At 68.7% G+C, this 16,175-nt stretch carries 15 protein-coding genes; 10 read left to right on the forward strand and 5 right to left on the reverse strand.

Annotation, left to right across the window (positions count from 1 at the left end; translation table 11 throughout):
• Positions 1-2: 2 nt before the first annotated feature.
• The 4 genes from DIE06_RS19545 (at position 3) to DIE06_RS19565 (ending at position 4,394) form a co-directional block, all read left to right on the forward strand.
• Entirely contained in the window at positions 3-665 is a 663-nt protein-coding gene (locus DIE06_RS19545; RefSeq protein ID WP_124662763.1) for a TetR/AcrR family transcriptional regulator, read from the forward strand.
• Positions 666-893: 228 nt separating this feature from the next.
• A complete protein-coding gene (locus DIE06_RS19555) occupies positions 894-2,048 on the forward strand; it encodes a pyridoxal phosphate-dependent aminotransferase (protein WP_124662764.1) in 1,155 nt (384 codons plus the stop codon).
• A gap of 113 nt (positions 2,049-2,161) precedes the next feature.
• Positions 2,162-2,950, forward strand: a complete 789-nt coding sequence (locus tag DIE06_RS19560) for an ABC transporter substrate-binding protein (RefSeq protein WP_124662765.1) — start codon at positions 2,162-2,164, stop codon at positions 2,948-2,950.
• A gap of 13 nt (positions 2,951-2,963) precedes the next feature.
• The gene (locus DIE06_RS19565) at positions 2,964-4,394 is read left to right on the forward strand and encodes an FAD-binding oxidoreductase (protein ID WP_124662766.1); all 1,431 of its coding nucleotides are present in this window, start codon (positions 2,964-2,966) and stop codon (positions 4,392-4,394) included.
• Positions 4,395-4,420: 26 nt separating this feature from the next.
• On the opposite strand, the gene DIE06_RS19570 is transcribed toward DIE06_RS19565, so the two are convergent.
• The 3 genes from DIE06_RS19570 to DIE06_RS39045 form a co-directional block, all read right to left on the reverse strand.
• Positions 4,421-4,993 (reverse strand): PadR family transcriptional regulator, encoded by a 573-nt coding sequence (locus tag DIE06_RS19570; protein ID WP_124662767.1) that lies wholly within the window; start codon positions 4,991-4,993, stop codon positions 4,421-4,423.
• A gap of 68 nt (positions 4,994-5,061) precedes the next feature.
• Positions 5,062-5,493 (reverse strand): Cd(II)/Pb(II)-responsive transcriptional regulator, encoded by a 432-nt coding sequence (cadR, locus tag DIE06_RS19575; RefSeq protein WP_124662768.1) that lies wholly within the window; start codon positions 5,491-5,493, stop codon positions 5,062-5,064.
• A gap of 50 nt (positions 5,494-5,543) precedes the next feature.
• Positions 5,544-6,002 carry a hypothetical protein gene (locus DIE06_RS39045; protein ID WP_260433656.1) on the reverse strand — a complete coding sequence of 153 codons (459 nt, stop codon included), beginning with the start codon at positions 6,000-6,002 and terminating at the stop codon, positions 5,544-5,546.
• A 27-nt stretch (positions 6,003-6,029) separates the two neighbouring features.
• On the opposite strand from DIE06_RS39045, the gene DIE06_RS19580 reads away from it, so the two are divergent.
• Both DIE06_RS19580 and DIE06_RS19585 read left to right on the forward strand, forming a co-directional pair.
• On the forward strand, positions 6,030-8,138 hold the full coding sequence (locus DIE06_RS19580; RefSeq protein ID WP_260433657.1) for a heavy metal translocating P-type ATPase: 2,109 nt from the start codon (positions 6,030-6,032) through the stop codon (positions 8,136-8,138).
• A 10-nt stretch (positions 8,139-8,148) separates the two neighbouring features.
• Positions 8,149-8,502, forward strand: a complete 354-nt coding sequence (locus DIE06_RS19585; RefSeq protein WP_124662770.1) for a zinc ribbon domain-containing protein — start codon at positions 8,149-8,151, stop codon at positions 8,500-8,502.
• Between the two features lie 168 nt (positions 8,503-8,670).
• Here the strand turns inward: DIE06_RS19585 and DIE06_RS19590 are convergent, their stop codons facing one another.
• A complete protein-coding gene (locus DIE06_RS19590) occupies positions 8,671-9,549 on the reverse strand; it encodes a GyrI-like domain-containing protein (RefSeq protein ID WP_124662771.1) in 879 nt (292 codons plus the stop codon).
• Between the two features lie 278 nt (positions 9,550-9,827).
• Between DIE06_RS19590 and DIE06_RS19595 the strand changes: the two genes are divergently transcribed.
• From DIE06_RS19595 to eutC, 4 genes are all read left to right on the forward strand, one after another.
• Positions 9,828-11,291, forward strand: a complete 1,464-nt coding sequence (locus tag DIE06_RS19595; protein WP_124662772.1) for a mechanosensitive ion channel — start codon at positions 9,828-9,830, stop codon at positions 11,289-11,291.
• Between the two features lie 202 nt (positions 11,292-11,493).
• Complete coding sequence (gene eat, locus DIE06_RS19600; RefSeq protein ID WP_124662773.1) at positions 11,494-12,906, forward strand: ethanolamine permease; 1,413 nt, start codon at positions 11,494-11,496, stop codon at positions 12,904-12,906.
• Between the two features lie 111 nt (positions 12,907-13,017).
• A complete protein-coding gene (locus DIE06_RS19605) occupies positions 13,018-14,415 on the forward strand; it encodes an ethanolamine ammonia-lyase subunit EutB (protein WP_124662774.1) in 1,398 nt (465 codons plus the stop codon).
• Complete coding sequence (gene eutC, locus DIE06_RS19610; RefSeq protein ID WP_124617007.1) at positions 14,412-15,206, forward strand: ethanolamine ammonia-lyase subunit EutC; 795 nt, start codon at positions 14,412-14,414, stop codon at positions 15,204-15,206. Before DIE06_RS19605 ends, eutC begins: the two co-directional genes overlap by 4 nt.
• Before the next feature lie 55 nt (positions 15,207-15,261).
• Here eutC and DIE06_RS19615 read toward each other — a convergent pair whose 3' ends face one another.
• Complete coding sequence (locus tag DIE06_RS19615; protein WP_124662775.1) at positions 15,262-16,146, reverse strand: LysR family transcriptional regulator; 885 nt, start codon at positions 16,144-16,146, stop codon at positions 15,262-15,264.
• Positions 16,147-16,175: the final 29 nt, after the last annotated feature.

The following is a 16,175-nucleotide window of genomic DNA, read 5'->3' on the forward strand; positions in this document are numbered from 1 at the left end:
ATATGCCGCCGCGACATGTTCAGGTTCCGGCGCCGCCCGGCCAGCCGGCGGCGCAACCCGCGCCCGCATTGCGCCGCCGGCCGCGCCAGTCGCGCGCGCAGGCCACGTCCGAGGCGCTCCAGCAGGCATTCGTTCAGCTTTTGCTCGAGCGCGGCTACGCGAAGGCGACGATTCGCGAGATCGCGGCCGTCGCGGGCGTGAGCATCGGCACCTTCTACGAATACTTCGGCGACAAGCAGAGCCTCGCCGCGCTGTGCATCCACCGGCGCGTGCTGGCGCTGGCCGACCGGCTGCGCGACGCGGCGCACGGGCTGCGCGGGGTGCCGCGCGCCGAACTCGCGGCCGCGCTCGTCGACCTGCAGGTCGACGCGATCGGCGCCGACGCCGCGCTGTGGAGCGCATTCTTCGCACTGGAGCGGCAGGTGTCGCCGCTCGCCGCGTACCGCCGGCATTACGACGCTTATGTCGCGCTGTGGCGCGACGCGCTCGCGCAGGCCGCCGATCCGCCGCCGGCCGGGCGGCTCGACGGGATCGCCCGGATGGCGCATACGCTCTGCTACGGCGGCGTGTCTCAGGCGCTGCTCACGCTTGGGCCCGCGCTGGACTTCGATGCGTTGCGTGGCGAGTTGCTGGCCGTGCTGAGCGCCTATCTGGCGGCCGCGTGACGCGCGGCGTGACCGCACGCCTCCAGGGGAAATGCCTGACGCGCATGCGTTGCCGGCCACACGGTCTGGGCGTTGAGCCCTTCGTATGGCCAGTCATGAGAAAAATGCATGCTCTCCATGACGAAGTTTCGATTGTCCGCCGATATTGGCTCGGGCTAAATCATCCTGCATGAGAACGGGCTGCGCGCGTCGCGCGGGCTGGCCCGGAGGACATCAGAAGGAGGATTCATGCGAAGCGCCACCACGCCCCGATCGAAACTGCCGGACGTCGGGACGACGATCTTCACGGTGATCGGCCAGCTCGCCGCGCAGCACGATGCGCTGAACCTGTCGCAGGGCGCACCGAATTTCGCGCCCGATCCGGCGCTCGTCGAGGGTGTCGCGCGCGCGATGCGCGACGGCCACAACCAGTACGCGCCGATGGCCGGCATAGCGTCGCTGCGCGAGCGGCTCGCGGAGAAGACCGAGGCGCTGTACGGCACGCGCTACGACCCGGGCACCGAGATCACGGTGATCGCGAGCGCGAGCGAAGGGCTCTACGCGGCGATCAGCGCGCTCGTGCACCCGGGCGACGAAGTGATCTATTTCGAGCCGTCGTTCGACAGCTATGCGCCGATCGTGCGGATGCAGGGCGCGACGCCGGTCGCGATCAAGCTGTCGTCCGAGCATTTCCGCGTGAACTGGGACGAGGTGGCCGCGGCGATCACGCCGCGCACGCGGATGATCATCGTCAACACGCCGCACAACCCGACCGCGACCGTGTTCTCCGCCGACGATCTCGAGCGGCTCGCGCAGCTCACGCGCAATACGGACATCGTGGTCCTGTCGGACGAGGTCTACGAGCACGTCGTGTTCGACGGTGCGCTGCACCAGAGCGTCGCGCGTCACCGCGAGCTGGCCGAGCGCAGCGTGATCGTGTCGTCGTTCGGCAAGTCGTTCCACGTGACGGGCTGGCGGGTCGGCCATTGCGTCGCGCCGGCCGAATTGATGGACGAGATCCGCAAGGTGCACCAGTTCATGGTGTTCTCGGCCGATACGCCGATGCAGGTCGCGTTCGCGGAGTTCCTCGCGCGGCCCGAAAGCTATCTCGCCCTGTCGGCGTTCTACCAGGCCAAGCGCGACTTGCTCGCGCGCGAGCTGGCCGATTCGTGCTTCGAGCTGCTGCCGAGCGAAGGCTCGTTCTTCATGCTCGCGCGGTTCCGACACTTCTCGGACGAGCGCGACAGCGACTTCGTGTTGCGCCTGATCCGCGATGCACGCGTCGCGACGATTCCGCTGTCGGCGTTCTACACCGACGGCACCGACGCGGGCGTGATCCGCCTCAGTTTCTCGAAGGACGACGCGACGCTGATCGAGGGCGCGCGGCGGTTGCGTTCGCTGTAATCGCGGGCGCGGCCCGCACCCAAGCAGGCGACGGGTACGTCGCACCGAAAGTCACGGACGGGACCGACGCACGTGCTGAAGCACGGCGCCGACCGACAAGCCAGGAGATCATGATGAAGCATGCACACACCCTGAAACTCGCGTTCGCATTCGCGTGCGCACTCGGCTCCGGCGCGGCGTTCGCCGACGGGCAGACGCTGCGTTTCGGCCTCGAGGCGCAATACCCGCCGTTCGAGTCGAAGGCGCCCAACGGCGACCTCCAGGGCTTCGATATCGACGTCGGCAACGCCGTCTGCCAGACCGCGAAGCTGTCGTGCAAGTGGGTCGAGACGTCGTTCGACGGCTTGATTCCGGCACTGCAGGGCCGCAAGTTCGACGCGATCAACTCGGCGATGAACGCAACCGAGCAGCGGCGCCAGGCGATCGACTTCACGACGATCATCTACCGGGTGCCGACGCAACTGATCGCGCGCACCGGCAGCGGCCTGCTGCCGACGCCGGAATCGCTGAAGGGCAAGCGCGTCGGTGTGCTGCAGGCGTCGATCCAGGAGACCTACGCGAAGGCGCACTGGGAGCCGGCCGGTGTGTCGGTCGTCGCGTACCAGGACCAGAACCAGGTGTATGCGGATCTCGTGGCGGGCCGCCTCGACGCGACGCTGGTGCTCGCGCCGGCGGGCCAGCGCGGCTTCCTGTCGCGCCCGGACGGCAAGGGCTTCGCGTTCGTCGGTCAGCCGGTGCGCGACGACAGGATTCTCGGCAGCGGGATCGCGTTCGGCCTGCGCAAGGGCGACGACGCACTGAAGGGGAAACTCGATGCGGCGATCGACAAGCTCAAGGCGGACGGCACCGTGAAGTCGCTCGGCCAGAAGTACTTCGGCGATATCGACATCTCCACCAAGTAAGCGGACGCGCACGATGCAGAGCCTGGATACGGCCGCCGCGAGCGGCGGCCACGGTGCGGCGGCGCCGGCGGACGACGCGCTCGAGGCGGCGCTCGTCGCCGGCCTGGGCGACACGCTGGTCACGCGGGCGGCCGAGATCGATCCGCGCTATTTCACCGCGTACAACGAGCCGGCCGGCGTGCGGCCGCGCGCGCTGGTGCGGCCGCGCAGCGTCGACGACGTGTCGCGCACGCTCGCGCTGTGCACGCGGCTCGGGCAGCCGGTCGTGCCGCAGGGTGGCCTCACCGGGCTCGCGCGCGGCGCGGTCGCGCTGGGCGGCGAGATCGTGCTGTCGATGGAGCGTTTCGCCGGCGTCGAGTCAATCGACGCGGCCGCGGGCACGATGACGGTGCGCGCCGGGACGCCGCTGCAGACGGTGCAGGAGGCCGCGGACGCGGCGGGCTTCACGTTCGGTGTCGATCTCGGCGCACGCGGTTCTTGCCAGATCGGCGGCATGCTCGCGACCAACGCGGGCGGCACGCGCGCGATCCGCTACGGCATGATGCGCGAGCAGGTGCTCGGACTCGAAGCCGTGCTCGCCGACGGCACCGTCGTGTCGTCGATGAACCGGATGCTGAAGAACAACGCGGGCTACGACCTGAAGCAGCTGTTCATCGGCAGCGAAGGCACGCTCGGCGTCGTCACGCGCGCCGTGCTGCGGCTGCATCCGAAGCTGGCCGCACCGGCCACCGCGCTCTGTCGCGTGCACGGCTTCGACGCCGTCGTCGGATTATGGAACCGCCTGCGCGCACTGCCCGAGATCATCAGTTTCGAAGCGATGTGGCCGGCCTTCTACGACTACGTGGCGCGCCATACGCCCGGCGTCGTCGCGCCGTTCGCGGGCGACGGCGGCTTCGCGGTGCTGATCGAGTGCGCGACGAGCGCGCCGGGCGGCGATGCGCGCGAGGCGCTGGAAAACGGCCTCGCGGATGCGATCGACGCGCGGCTCGTCGACGATGCGGCGCTTGCAACGTCCGAGCGGCAGGCGCGCGACTTGTGGACATTGCGCGAAGGCCTCGCAATCGATGCGCTGCCGCATCTGGTGAATTTCGACGTGAGCCTGCCGACGGGCGAACTCGGCCTGTTCGCCGAGCGCTGCAAAGCCGCATTGCGCGCAGTCTGGCCCGACATCGTGTGCCTGTTCTTCGGCCACGTCGGCGACGGCAACGTGCATATCGGCGTATCGCTCGACGGCATGCGCGACGCGGACGCCGACGCGATCGATCGCTGCGTCTACGCGGTCGTCCGGGACATGGGCGGCTCGGTGTCGGCGGAGCACGGCATCGGCATGCTCAAGCGCCCCTATCTCGCCCACACGCGCAGCGAAGCCGAAATCCGCGTGATGCGGCGCCTGAAGGCTGCGCTCGATCCCGCCGGCCTGCTCAATCCCGGCAAGGTGCTTTGAGCGGCGCGTGCCGATGGTGACGCGCGTCAGCCGTCGACCCAGCGCAGCGCGCCGATCTTCAGGTGTTCGACGACGCTGCGCGCCCAGTCGAGTTCCGCGTTGAGCAGCACGAGCGCGTGCTCGTTCTGCAGCAGGAACAGGCGCGGCACCTGGTCGTTCTGCGCGGCGTTGCGCAGCGACTCGAGACGTTCGCGTTCGGCTTCGAGCGCGGCGATGCGGCGCTCGAGCTGCTGGCGCGCATCGTCGGCGTCGAGCAGCGGCAGGAACGCGAGGCCGGCGCCGAACGCCGGAAATTCGCGCGCGGGCTCGGCGAGCAGCGCATGCAGCCACGCCTGGCCGGCCGTATGTCCGGTCTCGGTCAGCGTGTACAGCGTGCGCTCGGGAAACGCACCGTCACGCTCGGTGTCGTGCACGGCGATCAGCCCGTCGCGCGCCAGCCGGTCGATCGTCTGGTAGAGGCTCGTGCGCTGCCGCACGTTGACGACTTCGTCGTAGCCGCGCGCCTTCAGTTGTTGCAGCATCCCGTACGGATGCATCGGCGTTTCGGTGAGTGTCGCGAGGACCGCGAGCGCGAGCGGAGACGGGCGGCTTGTTGCCATGAATAGTTGGAATATGTCTAGTTAGAATATAACTAGTATCGACTAGACCATCATATTCCACAAGGGTTTCAGCCGAGGTGCGAGCGCTTCGCGGCCGGTGCGACGGTTTCCATCGTCGCGAGACCGTGCACGATTCCGCAGTTCTCGACCGAATGTTCGCCGACACACTGGCGGCGCAATTCGGTGAGCTGGTTGCGCAGATGCGTCAGTTCAGCGAGGCGCGCGTCGACGTGGCCGATGTGTTCGTCGAGCAGTGCGTTGATCGAATCGCACGGGTCGGCCGGCGTGTCGGTGAGCTGCAGCAGCGCGCGGATTTCGTCGTGCGCCATGTCGAGCGCACGGCAGTTGCGGATGAAGCGCAGCCGTTCGACGTGCACGTCGGTGTAGTTGCGGTAGTTCGAATCGGTGCGCTCCGCATCCGGCATCAGGCCCTCCTTCTCGTAGAAGCGGATCGTTTCGGGCGTGCAGCGGGCCGCCTTGGCCAGTTCGCCGATCTTCATGCTTTCTCCGTTGTAAGGGTTGACCTTGTAGTGGCTTCAGGGTGTTAACTCTACACCGTCAAGCCATAGAGGAGGTTGTCATGACCGACGCCCAGCGTACCCCCGACCCACGACACCGTCACGCCGGCGGCGCCGATGCGTGCTGCGCCGATTCGCGCGCCACGCAGGCGGCGACCATTGCCGACGCGGCGCCGGTGGCCGGCGAGCACGCGCACGGCGATGCAGCGCACGGCGCGCAGTCGCGTGGATGTGGTCACGAGCATGACCATGACCACGATCACGCGTCCGCACACGGCACGGGACATGATCACGACCATGGTGACCACGCCGGCCACGTGCACGGCGACGGGCATGGCCATGGTGCGGCGTGCTCCCACGACCACGCGGCGCATGACCATGCGGGTCACGACCACGACCACGACCATGACCACGAGGCCGGCGCCTGCTGCGCGCCGGCCGCGCTGACGCTCGCGCCGCTGCCGGTCGCGCGGGCAACCGCGTCGGGTCACGTGCGCTCCGCGTTCCGGATCATGCAGATGGACTGTCCGACCGAGGAAACGCTGATCCGCAAGAAGCTCGGCGGGATGCAGCAGGTGTCGGCGCTCGAATTCAACCTGATGCAGCGGATGCTGACCGTCGACCACGTGCCGGGCGCTCAGCCGGCGATCGAAAGCGCGATCCGCACGCTCGGGATGACGCCGGAGGCCGCGTCGGCCGACGCGCCGACAACGCCGGTCGCGCCGCCGCCCGCGAAGCCGTGGTGGCCGCTCGCGCTGGCCGGCGTCGCCGCGATCGCATCCGAGGCAGTGAGCTGGGCCGGCCTGCCGGTGTGGCTGTCGGCGGTGCTGGCGCTCGCGGCGGTGCTCGCGTGCGGGCTGACCACGTACAAGAAGGGCTGGATCGCGATTCGCAACGGCAACCTGAACATCAACGCGCTGATGAGCATCGCGGTGACGGGCGCGATGGCGATCGGCCAGTGGCCGGAAGCCGCGATGGTAATGGTGCTGTTCACGATCGCCGAGCTGATCGAGGCGAAGTCGCTCGACCGTGCGCGCAACGCGATCCAGGGTCTGATGCAGCTCGCGCCGGACACCGCGACCGTGCAGGCCGCCGACGGCACGTGGCGCACGATCGAGGCCGCACAGGTCACGCTCGGCGCGATCGTGCGCGTGAAGCCGGGCGAGCGGATCGGGCTGGACGGCGAAGTCGTCGCGGGCCGCTCGACGGTGAACCAGGCGCCGATCACCGGCGAGAGCCTGCCGGTCGACAAGACGGCCGGCGACGCGGTCTACGCGGGCACGATCAACGAAGCGGGTTCGTTCGACTATCGCGTGACGGCGGTCGCGGCCAACTCGACGCTCGCGCGGATCATTCACGCGGTCGAGGAAGCGCAGGGCGCGAAGGCGCCGACGCAGCGGTTCGTCGACCAGTTCGCACGCGTCTATACGCCGATCGTGTTCGCGGTCGCGTTGCTGGTCGCGGTGGCGCCGCCGCTCGTCACGGGCGGCGCGTGGCACGACTGGATCTATCGCGCGCTGGTGCTGCTCGTGATCGCGTGCCCGTGCGCGCTGGTGATCTCGACGCCGGTGACGATCGTGTCGGGGCTCGCGGCCGCGGCACGGCGCGGGATTCTCGTGAAGGGCGGCGTGTATCTGGAAGAGGGCCGCAAGCTCGCGTGGCTCGCGCTCGACAAGACCGGCACGATCACGCACGGCAAGCCGGTGCAGACCGATTTCGACCTGCATGCGACGGACGTCGACGCGGCGCGCGTGCGTCACCTCGGCGCGAGCCTCGCGGCGCGCTCCGATCACCCGGTGTCGCAGGCGATCGCCGCGGCGGCGCGCGACGCGCAGGCGGCAGCGTTCGCAAATGTAGAGGACTTCGAAGCACTCGTCGGGCGCGGCGTGCGCGGCACGATCGACGGCGCACGCTACTGGCTCGGCAACCACCGGCTCGTCGAGGAGCTCGAACGCTGCTCGCCGGCGCTGGAGGCGAAGCTCGACGCGCTCGAGCGGCAGGGCAAGAGCGTCGTGATGCTGGTCGACGACACGCGCGTGCTCGGCATCTTCGCGGTGGCCGACACGATCAAGGACACCAGCCGCGCGGCGATCGCCGACCTGCACGCGCTCGGCATCCGCACCGCGATGCTGACCGGCGACAACCCGCACACCGCGCACGCGATCGCGCGGCAGGCCGGCATCGACGATGCGCGCGGCAACCAGTTGCCCGAGGACAAGCTCGTGGCGGTCGAGGAGCTGTCGGCCGGCGGCGCGGGCGCGGTCGGGATGGTCGGCGACGGGATCAACGACGCACCGGCGCTCGCGCGCGCCGACATCGGTTTCGCGATGGGCGCGATGGGCACCGACACGGCGATCGAGACGGCCGACGTCGCGCTGATGGACGACGACCTGCGCAAGATCCCCGCGTTCGTGCGGCTGTCGCGCGCGACGCACCGCGTGCTGGTGCAGAACATCGGCTTCGCGCTCGGGGTGAAGATCGTGTTCCTCGGCCTCACGGTCGCGGGGCTCGGCACGATGTGGATGGCCGTGTTCGCCGACGCGGGCGCCAGCCTGATCGTCGTCGGTAACGGGTTGCGGCTGCTGTCGAAGACGGGTGTGTTCGACGGCGCGACGGCGAAGCGCTGAGGAGCGGGCGATGCGCTTTCTGAAACGGATCCTGGGCGGGCACGGCGGTGGGCACGGAAGTGGCCACGGTAGCGGCGGGCATCACGGCGGAGCGGGCCATGGCGGCCACGGCGGCCACGATGCGCGCGGCCGCGACCGGCACGGCTGGGGCTGGCAGCCGTCGGCCGATGCGCGGGGCGGCCCGGGCAGCAACGTACCGCTGCGCCAGCTCGCCTGCGCGGGTTGCGGCGCCATCAATGCGGCGGATGCGCGATTCTGCGCGCAGTGCGGGATATCGCAGTGCGGCAAGGCGTGCGGTCGCTGCCACGCTGCGCTGGCCGCCGACGCGCGCTTCTGTCCGGGCTGCGGAATGCAGGCCGGGTAAGGCTCGATCGCCGGCCGTATTGCCGGCGTGACGGCCGATCTTCAAGGACGGCATGGCGCCTGCAACGGGCGTCGCCTGGCACGGCGTGCCGGTTCGCACCGAGTCCCCGAGAGCCAGAGAGCCGGAGCCCGGCTCGACGCTCGACGCCCGACGCTCAACGCTCAACGCTCAACGCAGCGGCAAGTGAATCTCGGTGCGCAGGTCGGCCGGCGCCGCATCCATCGGCGTGTTCAGATACAGTTCGAACGGCGGCGCGTCCGCGGCTTCGCGGCCGGAGTGACGCAGCCAGTCACCATACAGCCACTGGTAGGCCGTCTTCAGGTCCGCATACGGTCCCGTATGCAGCAGCACCGCGTACTCGCCACCAGCGATCGTCATGCGCTCGACCGGCGGCGTCGGCTCGACGTCGGGCGCGCCGTCGGCCGGCACGAAGCACGCCTTCGCGTGCAGTTGCGCTTCCGGCGTGGTATCCGGATCGTCGTAGAAGATCCCGATCATCCTCGCGCCGGGGCCGATCAGCCCATGCTGCCCGACCCACGCGCCGATCTGCCCGAACGCGTCGCCGACCTTCAGGTAAGCACCCGTGTGCGCAACCGCATAGCCGCGCAGCTCCGGCTGCCGCCGGATCTCGACTTCATGCTTGAACATGTCTCCCTCTCCTCGCTGTAACGGATAGATCGGCCGGTGGACCCCGGCGCGACGGTGCTGCGCGGGCGGCACGCCGTAAGCATCCCGAAATGCGCGAGCGAACGCATGCGTCGAGCCGTAGCCGGCGCGCCGCGCGATCGCGTCGAGCGGCAGCGCCGTGCAGACGAGATCCTCGGACGCGCGCACGATCCGCATCCGCCGCACCGTCAGCACGATCGATTCGCCGTACAGCGCACGATAGACGCGCTGCCAGTGATACGGCGACAAAGACGCGATGTCGGCGAGCCGGTTCAGGTCGAGCGTGTCGTCCAGATGCGTGCGGATGTAGTCGTGAACGCGCGCGACGCGTGTCGCATAGCGGACCCACGCGGGCGTTTCGGCTTTCGTGTCGACGGTCATGCGTGCGTCCCCAGGCAGGAATCGACGTCACGGTAGCACGCCGCCGATTGATAAATCTTGCGGAGATGCGTAGGGCCGATAAATCCGCCCCTTTTTTATTTCGACGAAATTGGGTCTCGTCCCCGCCGATAACTGTCTAAAGTTAAAGACGGTGAAATCGGGTGATCGCGTCATTTTTCTCGGGTAAGTTGCTTGGGGCGGCAACGCACGGTTTTCGAAGTACGCAGGTAGTTCGTCGATGTTCAATCGCAACGCCACGTTTTTCGGGAGAAGAAGAAATGGATGCTTCCAGCTTCATCACGTCGCTGCAGACCACGCTAGGCGGATACCTGCCGAAGATCGCCGGCGCGATCGGCATCCTGGTGATCGGCTGGCTGATCGCCGTGGCGGTGCGGGCCGGCGCGCTCCGGCTGCTCGGCGCGCTGAAGGTCGATCAGCGGATCAACGAAAGCACCGGCCAGGGCGCGTATGTCGAGCGGATCATCGCCGGCGGGCTGTTCTGGCTCGTGCTGCTGGTCACCGCGGTGGGCATCTTCAACGTGCTCAACCTGTACGCGGTGTCCAATCCGTTCTCGCTGCTCGTCACGCACATCGTCAACTACCTGCCGAACCTGATCGGCGGCGCGGCGCTGACGCTGATCGCGTGGCTGATCGCATCGCTGCTGCGCAGCCTCGCCAACCGCGCGCTGAAGGCGAGCAAGGTCGACGACAAGCTGTCCGAAAGCGCGGGCATGCAGCCGATGAGCGGCTATCTGGGCGACGTGCTGTTCTGGCTCGTGATCCTGATGTTCCTGCCGGCGATCCTCGCGTCGTTCGCGCTGTCGGGCCTGCTGTCGCCGGTGCAGGGGATGGTCGACAAGCTGCTCGCGATCGTGCCGAACCTGTTCGCGGCCGCGGTGATCGGCTTCGTCGGCTGGATCGTCGCGCGCGTGCTGCGCGGCCTCGTGACGAACCTGCTCGTCGCCGCCGGCGCCGACCGTCTCACGCAGAATCTCGACAGCCCGACGCCGGTGCGCGTGTCGAGCCTGATCGGCACCATCGTCTACGTGTTCGTGTTCGTGCCGACGCTGATCTCCGCGCTCGACGCGCTGAAGATCGACGCGATCTCGATTCCGGCCACCAACATGCTGAACCAGTTCCTCGGCGCGGTGCCGGACATCGTCGCGGCGATCGTGATCGTGCTCGTCACGTTCTATTTCGCGCGCTTCGTCGCGTCGCTCGCGCAGAAGCTGCTGGAAGCCGCCGGCGCCGACGGGCTGCCGGCCGTGCTCGGCGTCGAGCGCGTGTTTTCGGGGATCCTGCAGCCGTCGGTGCTGGTCGCGCGGCTGATCGTGTTCTTCGCGATGCTGTTCGCGGCGGTCGAGGCCGCGAACCGGCTCGGCTTCTCGCAGGTGCGCGACGTCGTCACGCTGTTCATCGAATTCGGCGGCCATGTGCTGATGGGCGGCGTGATCCTCGTGATCGGCGTGTGGCTCGCGGGCCTCGCGCGCCGCGTGATCGAGCAGGCCGATCGCGAGCACAGCGTGCTGTTCGCTCGGATCGCACAGTTCGCGATCCTCGGCCTGGTGTTCGCGATGGGGCTGCGCGCGATGGGCATCGCCAACGAGATCGTGCAGCTCGCGTTCGGCCTCGTGCTCGGCGCGATCGCGGTGGCGGTCGCGCTGTCGTTCGGCCTCGGCGGCCGCGAAGCAGCCGGCAAGCTGCTCGACCGCTGGTTCAACCAGCGCGGCGGCGGCCAGTAAGGTCAGTCGGCGTCGGCCGTCCGGCACGCTTCGTGCGGCCGGCCGGCGCGTGCCTGACGACCGCGGAGCGCGGCCGCCGTTGCCATCGGCGAAACGTCGGCCGTCATCTTTGCCGAATTTCGATAACACGTCGTTTAATGACTCTCTAGCATCGATTCTCAGTCGCGCGGGCCGGCAGGCCGGCGCCTTTCAGGAGAATCGCATGAAAGCAGAGTCGAATGGCCGGCCCGCCGCCGGCGCCAAGTCGTCCGGCCAGCCCGCGCTGCAGCAGACGCTCGGGACCTGGCAACTGTGGGGCATCGCGGTCGGCCTCGTGATTTCCGGCGAATACTTCGGCTGGAGCTACGGCTGGGCGAGTGCCGGCACGCTGGGTTTCGTCGTCACGGCGCTGTTCGTCGCGGCGATGTACACCACCTTCATCTTCAGCTTCACCGAACTGACGACGTCGATCCCGCACGCGGGCGGCCCGTTCGCGTATGCGCGCCGCGCGTTCGGCCCGGCGGGCGGCTATCTCGCCGGCGCGGCGACGCTCGTCGAGTTCGTGTTCGCGCCGCCCGCGATCGCGCTCGCGATCGGCGCGTACCTGCACGTGCAGTTTCCGGGGCTCGAACCGAAACACGCGGCGATGGGCGCGTATCTCGTGTTCATGGCGCTGAACATCGTCGGCGTGCAGATCGCCGCGACGTTCGAGCTGGTCGTCACGCTGTTCGCGATCTTCGAGCTGCTGGTGTTCATGGGTGTCGTGTCGCCGGGCTTCGCGTGGAGCAACTTCATGAAGGGCGGCTGGTCGGGCGCCGATCACTTCAGCGTCGGCGCATTCCACGGCATGTTCGCGGCGATCCCGTTCGCGATCTGGTTCTTCCTCGCGATCGAAGGCGTCGCGATGGCCGCCGAGGAAGCGAAGAACCCGAAGCGCTCGATCCCGATCGCGTACGTGGCCGGCATCCTGACGCTCGTCACGCTCGCGATCGGCGTGATGGTGTTCGCCGGCGGCGCGGGCGACTGGACCAAGCTCGCGAACATCAACGATCCGCTGCCGCAGGCGATGAAGTACATCGTCGGGGCGAACAGCGGCTGGATGCACATGCTCGTGTGGCTCGGGCTGTTCGGGCTCGTCGCGTCGTTCCACGGGATCATCCTCGGCTATTCGCGCCAGATCTTCGCGCTGGCCCGCGAAGGCTACCTGCCGGAGTGGCTCGGGAAGGTGCATCCGCGCTTCAAGACGCCGCATCGGGCGATTCTCGCGGGCGGCGTGGTCGGCATCGCGGCGATCTACAGCGACGAGCTGATCCAGTTCGGCGGCCAGACGCTCACCGCGAACATCGTGACGATGTCGGTGTTCGGCGCGATCGTGATGTATATCGTAAGCATGGCGGCGCTGTTCAAGCTGCGCCGTTCGCAGCCGAACATGGCGCGACCGTTCCGCGCGCCGCTGTACCCGTTCTTCCCGGCGTTCGCGATCGTTGCGGCCCTGATTTGCCTCGCGACGATGGTGGTTTTCAACGGGCTGGTGGCCATGGTGTTCGTCGCGTTCCTCGCGCTCGGCTACGCGTACTTCCTCGCGACCCGTTCGCAGCGCGCGAGCGCGCCGGCCGACGTGCTGCTCGAGGAATGAGGATGGCGAACCCGAACGGCCGTTCGTGACGGCATCCGGCGCGCCCCGTCGAACGGGCGCGCCGTCGGCGTTCGGCAAGGACTGGCAAGGACAGGCAAGGAGATTCGAACGATGTCCTACACGGAGACGATCGGCCCGCGCACGTACCGCTTCGCGGACCTGAAGACGCTGCTCGCGAAGGCGAGCCCGCTGCGCTCCGGCGACCAGCTCGCCGGCGTCGCGGCCGCGAGCGAGGAGGAGCGCGTCGCCGCGAAGATCGCGCTCGCGGGCGTGCCGCTGAAGGCGTTCCTGAACGAGGCGCTGATTCCGTACGAACACGACGAGGTCACGCGTCTGATCCTCGATGATCACGACGCGGTCGCGTTCGCGGAAATCTCGCACCTCACCGTCGGCGACTTCCGCAACTGGCTGCTGTCGCCCGCGGCCGACGGCGCCGCGCTCGAGCGGATCGCGCCGGGCCTCACGCCCGAGATGGTCGCGGCCGTGTCGAAGCTGATGCGCAACCAGGACCTGATCGCGGCGGCGAGGAAGCGCCGCGTCGTCACGCGCTTTCGCAACACGGTCGGGCTGCCCGGCCGGATGTCGGTGCGGCTGCAGCCGAACCACCCGACTGACGACGTCAAGGGCATCGCCGCGTCGATGCTCGACGGGCTGATGTACGGCTGCGGCGACGCGATGATCGGCATCAACCCGGCGACCGACAGCCTCGCGGCGATCGTGAAGCTGCTCGCGATGATCGACGGGTTCCGCGAGCGCTACGGCGTGCCGACGCAGTCGTGTGTGCTCACGCACGTGACGAACACGATCGCCGCGATCGAGAAAGGCGCGCCGGTCGACCTGGTGTTCCAGTCGATCGCGGGCACCGAGAAGGCGAACGCGAGCTTCGGGATCTCGCTCGCGCTGCTCGGCGAGGCGCACGAGGCCGCGTTGTCGCTCAAGCGCGGCACTGTCGGCAACAACCTGATGTACTTCGAGACGGGCCAGGGCAGCGCGCTGTCGGCGAACGCGCACTTCGGCGTCGACCAGCAGACCTGCGAGGTGCGCGCGTATGCGGTCGCGCGCAAGTTCGATCCGTTCCTCGTGAACACGGTGGTCGGCTTCATCGGGCCCGAATACCTGTACGACGGCAAGCAGATCATCCGCGCGGGGCTCGAGGATCACTTCTGCGGCAAGCTGCTCGGCGTGCCGATGGGCTGCGACATCTGCTACACGAATCACGCGGAAGCCGACCAGGACGACATGGACACGCTGCTGACGCTGCTGGGTGCGGCCGGCATCAACTTCATCATGGGGATTCCGGGCGCGGACGACGTGATGCTGAACTACCAGAGCACGTCGTTTCACGACCAGCTCTACGTGCGCGAGGTGCTCGGCCTGCGTCGCGCGCCCGAGTTCGAGGAATGGCTGGAGACGATGGAGATCGCCGACGCGCACGGCGCGCTGCGCGCCGCGACGTCACGCGTGCCGCTGCTCGCGGGCGCGAACGACTGGATGGGGATTTCTGCATGAGCGACGCCGTCGAAAAGAACCCGTGGGCGCAGCTGAAGTCGTTCACGAACGCGCGGATCGCGCTCGGCCGCGCGGGCAACAGCCTGCCGACCGCGCCGCTGCTGGCCTTCAACCTGTCGCATGCGCAGGCGCGCGACGCGGTGCACCAGCCTCTCGACGCGGATGCGCTGCGCCGCGAGATCGAGGCGGCTGGCCTGCTGCCGACACTGGGCGTGCAGAGCGCCGCGCCGGACCGCGACCACTATCTGCGTCGGCCCGATCTCGGTCGCAAGCTGTCGGATGACAGCCGCGGGCTGCTGGCCGGCTACGGCGCGGCGCTCGACGACGCGCCGGACGTCGTGTTCGTGGTCGGCGACGGGCTGTCGGCGTTCGCGGCCGCGAAGCAGGCGCTGCCGCTGCTGCAGGCCGTGTGCCCGCGGCTCGCCGCGGACGGCTGGCGGATCGGCCCGGTGGTGGTCGCGACGCAGGCGCGCGTCGCGCTCGGCGACGAGATCGGTGAACTGCTGCGCGCACAGGTCGTCGCGATGCTGATCGGCGAGCGGCCGGGACTCAGCTCGCCGGACAGCCTCGGCGTGTACCTGACCTGGGCGCCGAAGGTCGGCTGCCACGACGCGCTGCGCAACTGCATCTCGAACGTGCGGCCAGAAGGGTTACCGCATGCCGCCGCCGCGCACAAGCTGCATTACCTGATGACGCACGCGCGCCGGCTCGGGCTCACGGGCGTCGGGTTGAAGGACGACAGCGACGCGCTGTTGCCGCAGGCGGAAGCGGAGAGGATCGGCGCGGCGTGACGGGGCGGGGTGAGCGTGCGGTGGTGCGCGCCATCCGTCTACTTGCGCCGTCCGTCTACTTGAACAATCGCTCGCACAGGAAGTCGACGAACACGCGCAGCTTCGGCGACAACTGCCGGCTCGACGGCCACACGATCGAGAACTGCCCCGGCGCGATCCGGTAGTCGTCGAGCACGGTGACGAGCGCGCCCGTGTCCAGCGCGTCGCGCGCGAGGAAGTCGGGCATGTAGCCGATGCCGAGCCCCGCCATCACCGCGCCGCGCAGCGCTTCCATGTTGTTGCAGGTCATCGCGGTGCGCAGTTTCAGCGGCGTGCCGTCATCGGCGGCGAGCGCCCAGTCCTGCAGCTTGCCGGTGGTCGGGAAGCAGTAGCGCACGCAATCGTGCGCTTCGAGATCGTGCGGCGCCCGCGGCGTACCGGCTTGCGCGAGATACGCGGGCGTCGCGCACAGCACGAACGCGAACGGGCCGAGCCGCCGCGACATCAGGCTCGAATCCGACAGCGGGCCGCTGCGGATCACCGCGTCGAAGCCGCCTTCGACGACATCGACCATCCGGTCGTTGAAATCCAGGTCGAGTTCCACATCCGGATAGCGCTGTCTGAATTCGGGCAGCACGGGCAGCAGGAACCGGTAACCGATTACCGGCAGGCTCACGCGCAGCTTGCCGCGCGGGCGCTGCGCGGAGGCCGTCACGGTCGCTTCCGCATCGCGAAGATCCTCGAGGATCCGCTGGCAGCGTTCGTAGAAATGGCGCCCTTCGTCGGTCAGCGTGACGCGCCGCGTCGTGCGGTTGAACAGGCGCACGCCGAGCGACTGCTCGAGCCGCGCGATCGTCTTGCCGACGGCGGAGGCCGAGATGCCGAGTGCGCGGCCGGCCGCGACGAAGCTGAGCGCTTCGGCGGTGCGGACGAAGGCGGCGATGCCGTTCAGGTTTTCCATCGGCGTAGATGGGCGAGCGGGTGTGACGC

It is taken from the genome of Burkholderia sp. Bp8998 (assembly GCF_003854235.1).
Taxonomy (GTDB): domain Bacteria; phylum Pseudomonadota; class Gammaproteobacteria; order Burkholderiales; family Burkholderiaceae; genus Burkholderia.

What these genes read in the sequence shown, in the direction of transcription:
- cadR (WP_124662768.1), bottom strand. Translation starts at nt 5,493, where the DNA reads ATGAAGATCGGCGAACTGGCCAAGGCGGCCCGCTGCACGCCCGAAACG.
- DIE06_RS19595 (WP_124662772.1), top strand. Translation starts at nt 9,828, where the DNA reads ATGGATGCTTCCAGCTTCATCACGTCGCTGCAGACCACGCTAGGCGGA.
- eutC (WP_124617007.1), top strand. Translation starts at nt 14,412, where the DNA reads ATGAGCGACGCCGTCGAAAAGAACCCGTGGGCGCAGCTGAAGTCGTTC.
- DIE06_RS19565 (WP_124662766.1), top strand. Translation starts at nt 2,964, where the DNA reads ATGCAGAGCCTGGATACGGCCGCCGCGAGCGGCGGCCACGGTGCGGCG.
- DIE06_RS19560 (WP_124662765.1), top strand. Translation starts at nt 2,162, where the DNA reads ATGAAGCATGCACACACCCTGAAACTCGCGTTCGCATTCGCGTGCGCA.
- DIE06_RS19555 (WP_124662764.1), top strand. Translation starts at nt 894, where the DNA reads ATGCGAAGCGCCACCACGCCCCGATCGAAACTGCCGGACGTCGGGACG.
- DIE06_RS19615 (WP_124662775.1), bottom strand. Translation starts at nt 16,146, where the DNA reads ATGGAAAACCTGAACGGCATCGCCGCCTTCGTCCGCACCGCCGAAGCG.
- eat (WP_124662773.1), top strand. Translation starts at nt 11,494, where the DNA reads ATGAAAGCAGAGTCGAATGGCCGGCCCGCCGCCGGCGCCAAGTCGTCC.
- DIE06_RS19580 (WP_260433657.1), top strand. Translation starts at nt 6,030, where the DNA reads ATGGACTGTCCGACCGAGGAAACGCTGATCCGCAAGAAGCTCGGCGGG.
- DIE06_RS19585 (WP_124662770.1), top strand. Translation starts at nt 8,149, where the DNA reads ATGCGCTTTCTGAAACGGATCCTGGGCGGGCACGGCGGTGGGCACGGA.
- DIE06_RS19590 (WP_124662771.1), bottom strand. Translation starts at nt 9,549, where the DNA reads ATGACCGTCGACACGAAAGCCGAAACGCCCGCGTGGGTCCGCTATGCG.
- DIE06_RS19570 (WP_124662767.1), bottom strand. Translation starts at nt 4,993, where the DNA reads ATGGCAACAAGCCGCCCGTCTCCGCTCGCGCTCGCGGTCCTCGCGACA.
- DIE06_RS19605 (WP_124662774.1), top strand. Translation starts at nt 13,018, where the DNA reads ATGTCCTACACGGAGACGATCGGCCCGCGCACGTACCGCTTCGCGGAC.
- DIE06_RS19545 (WP_124662763.1), top strand. Translation starts at nt 3, where the DNA reads ATGCCGCCGCGACATGTTCAGGTTCCGGCGCCGCCCGGCCAGCCGGCG.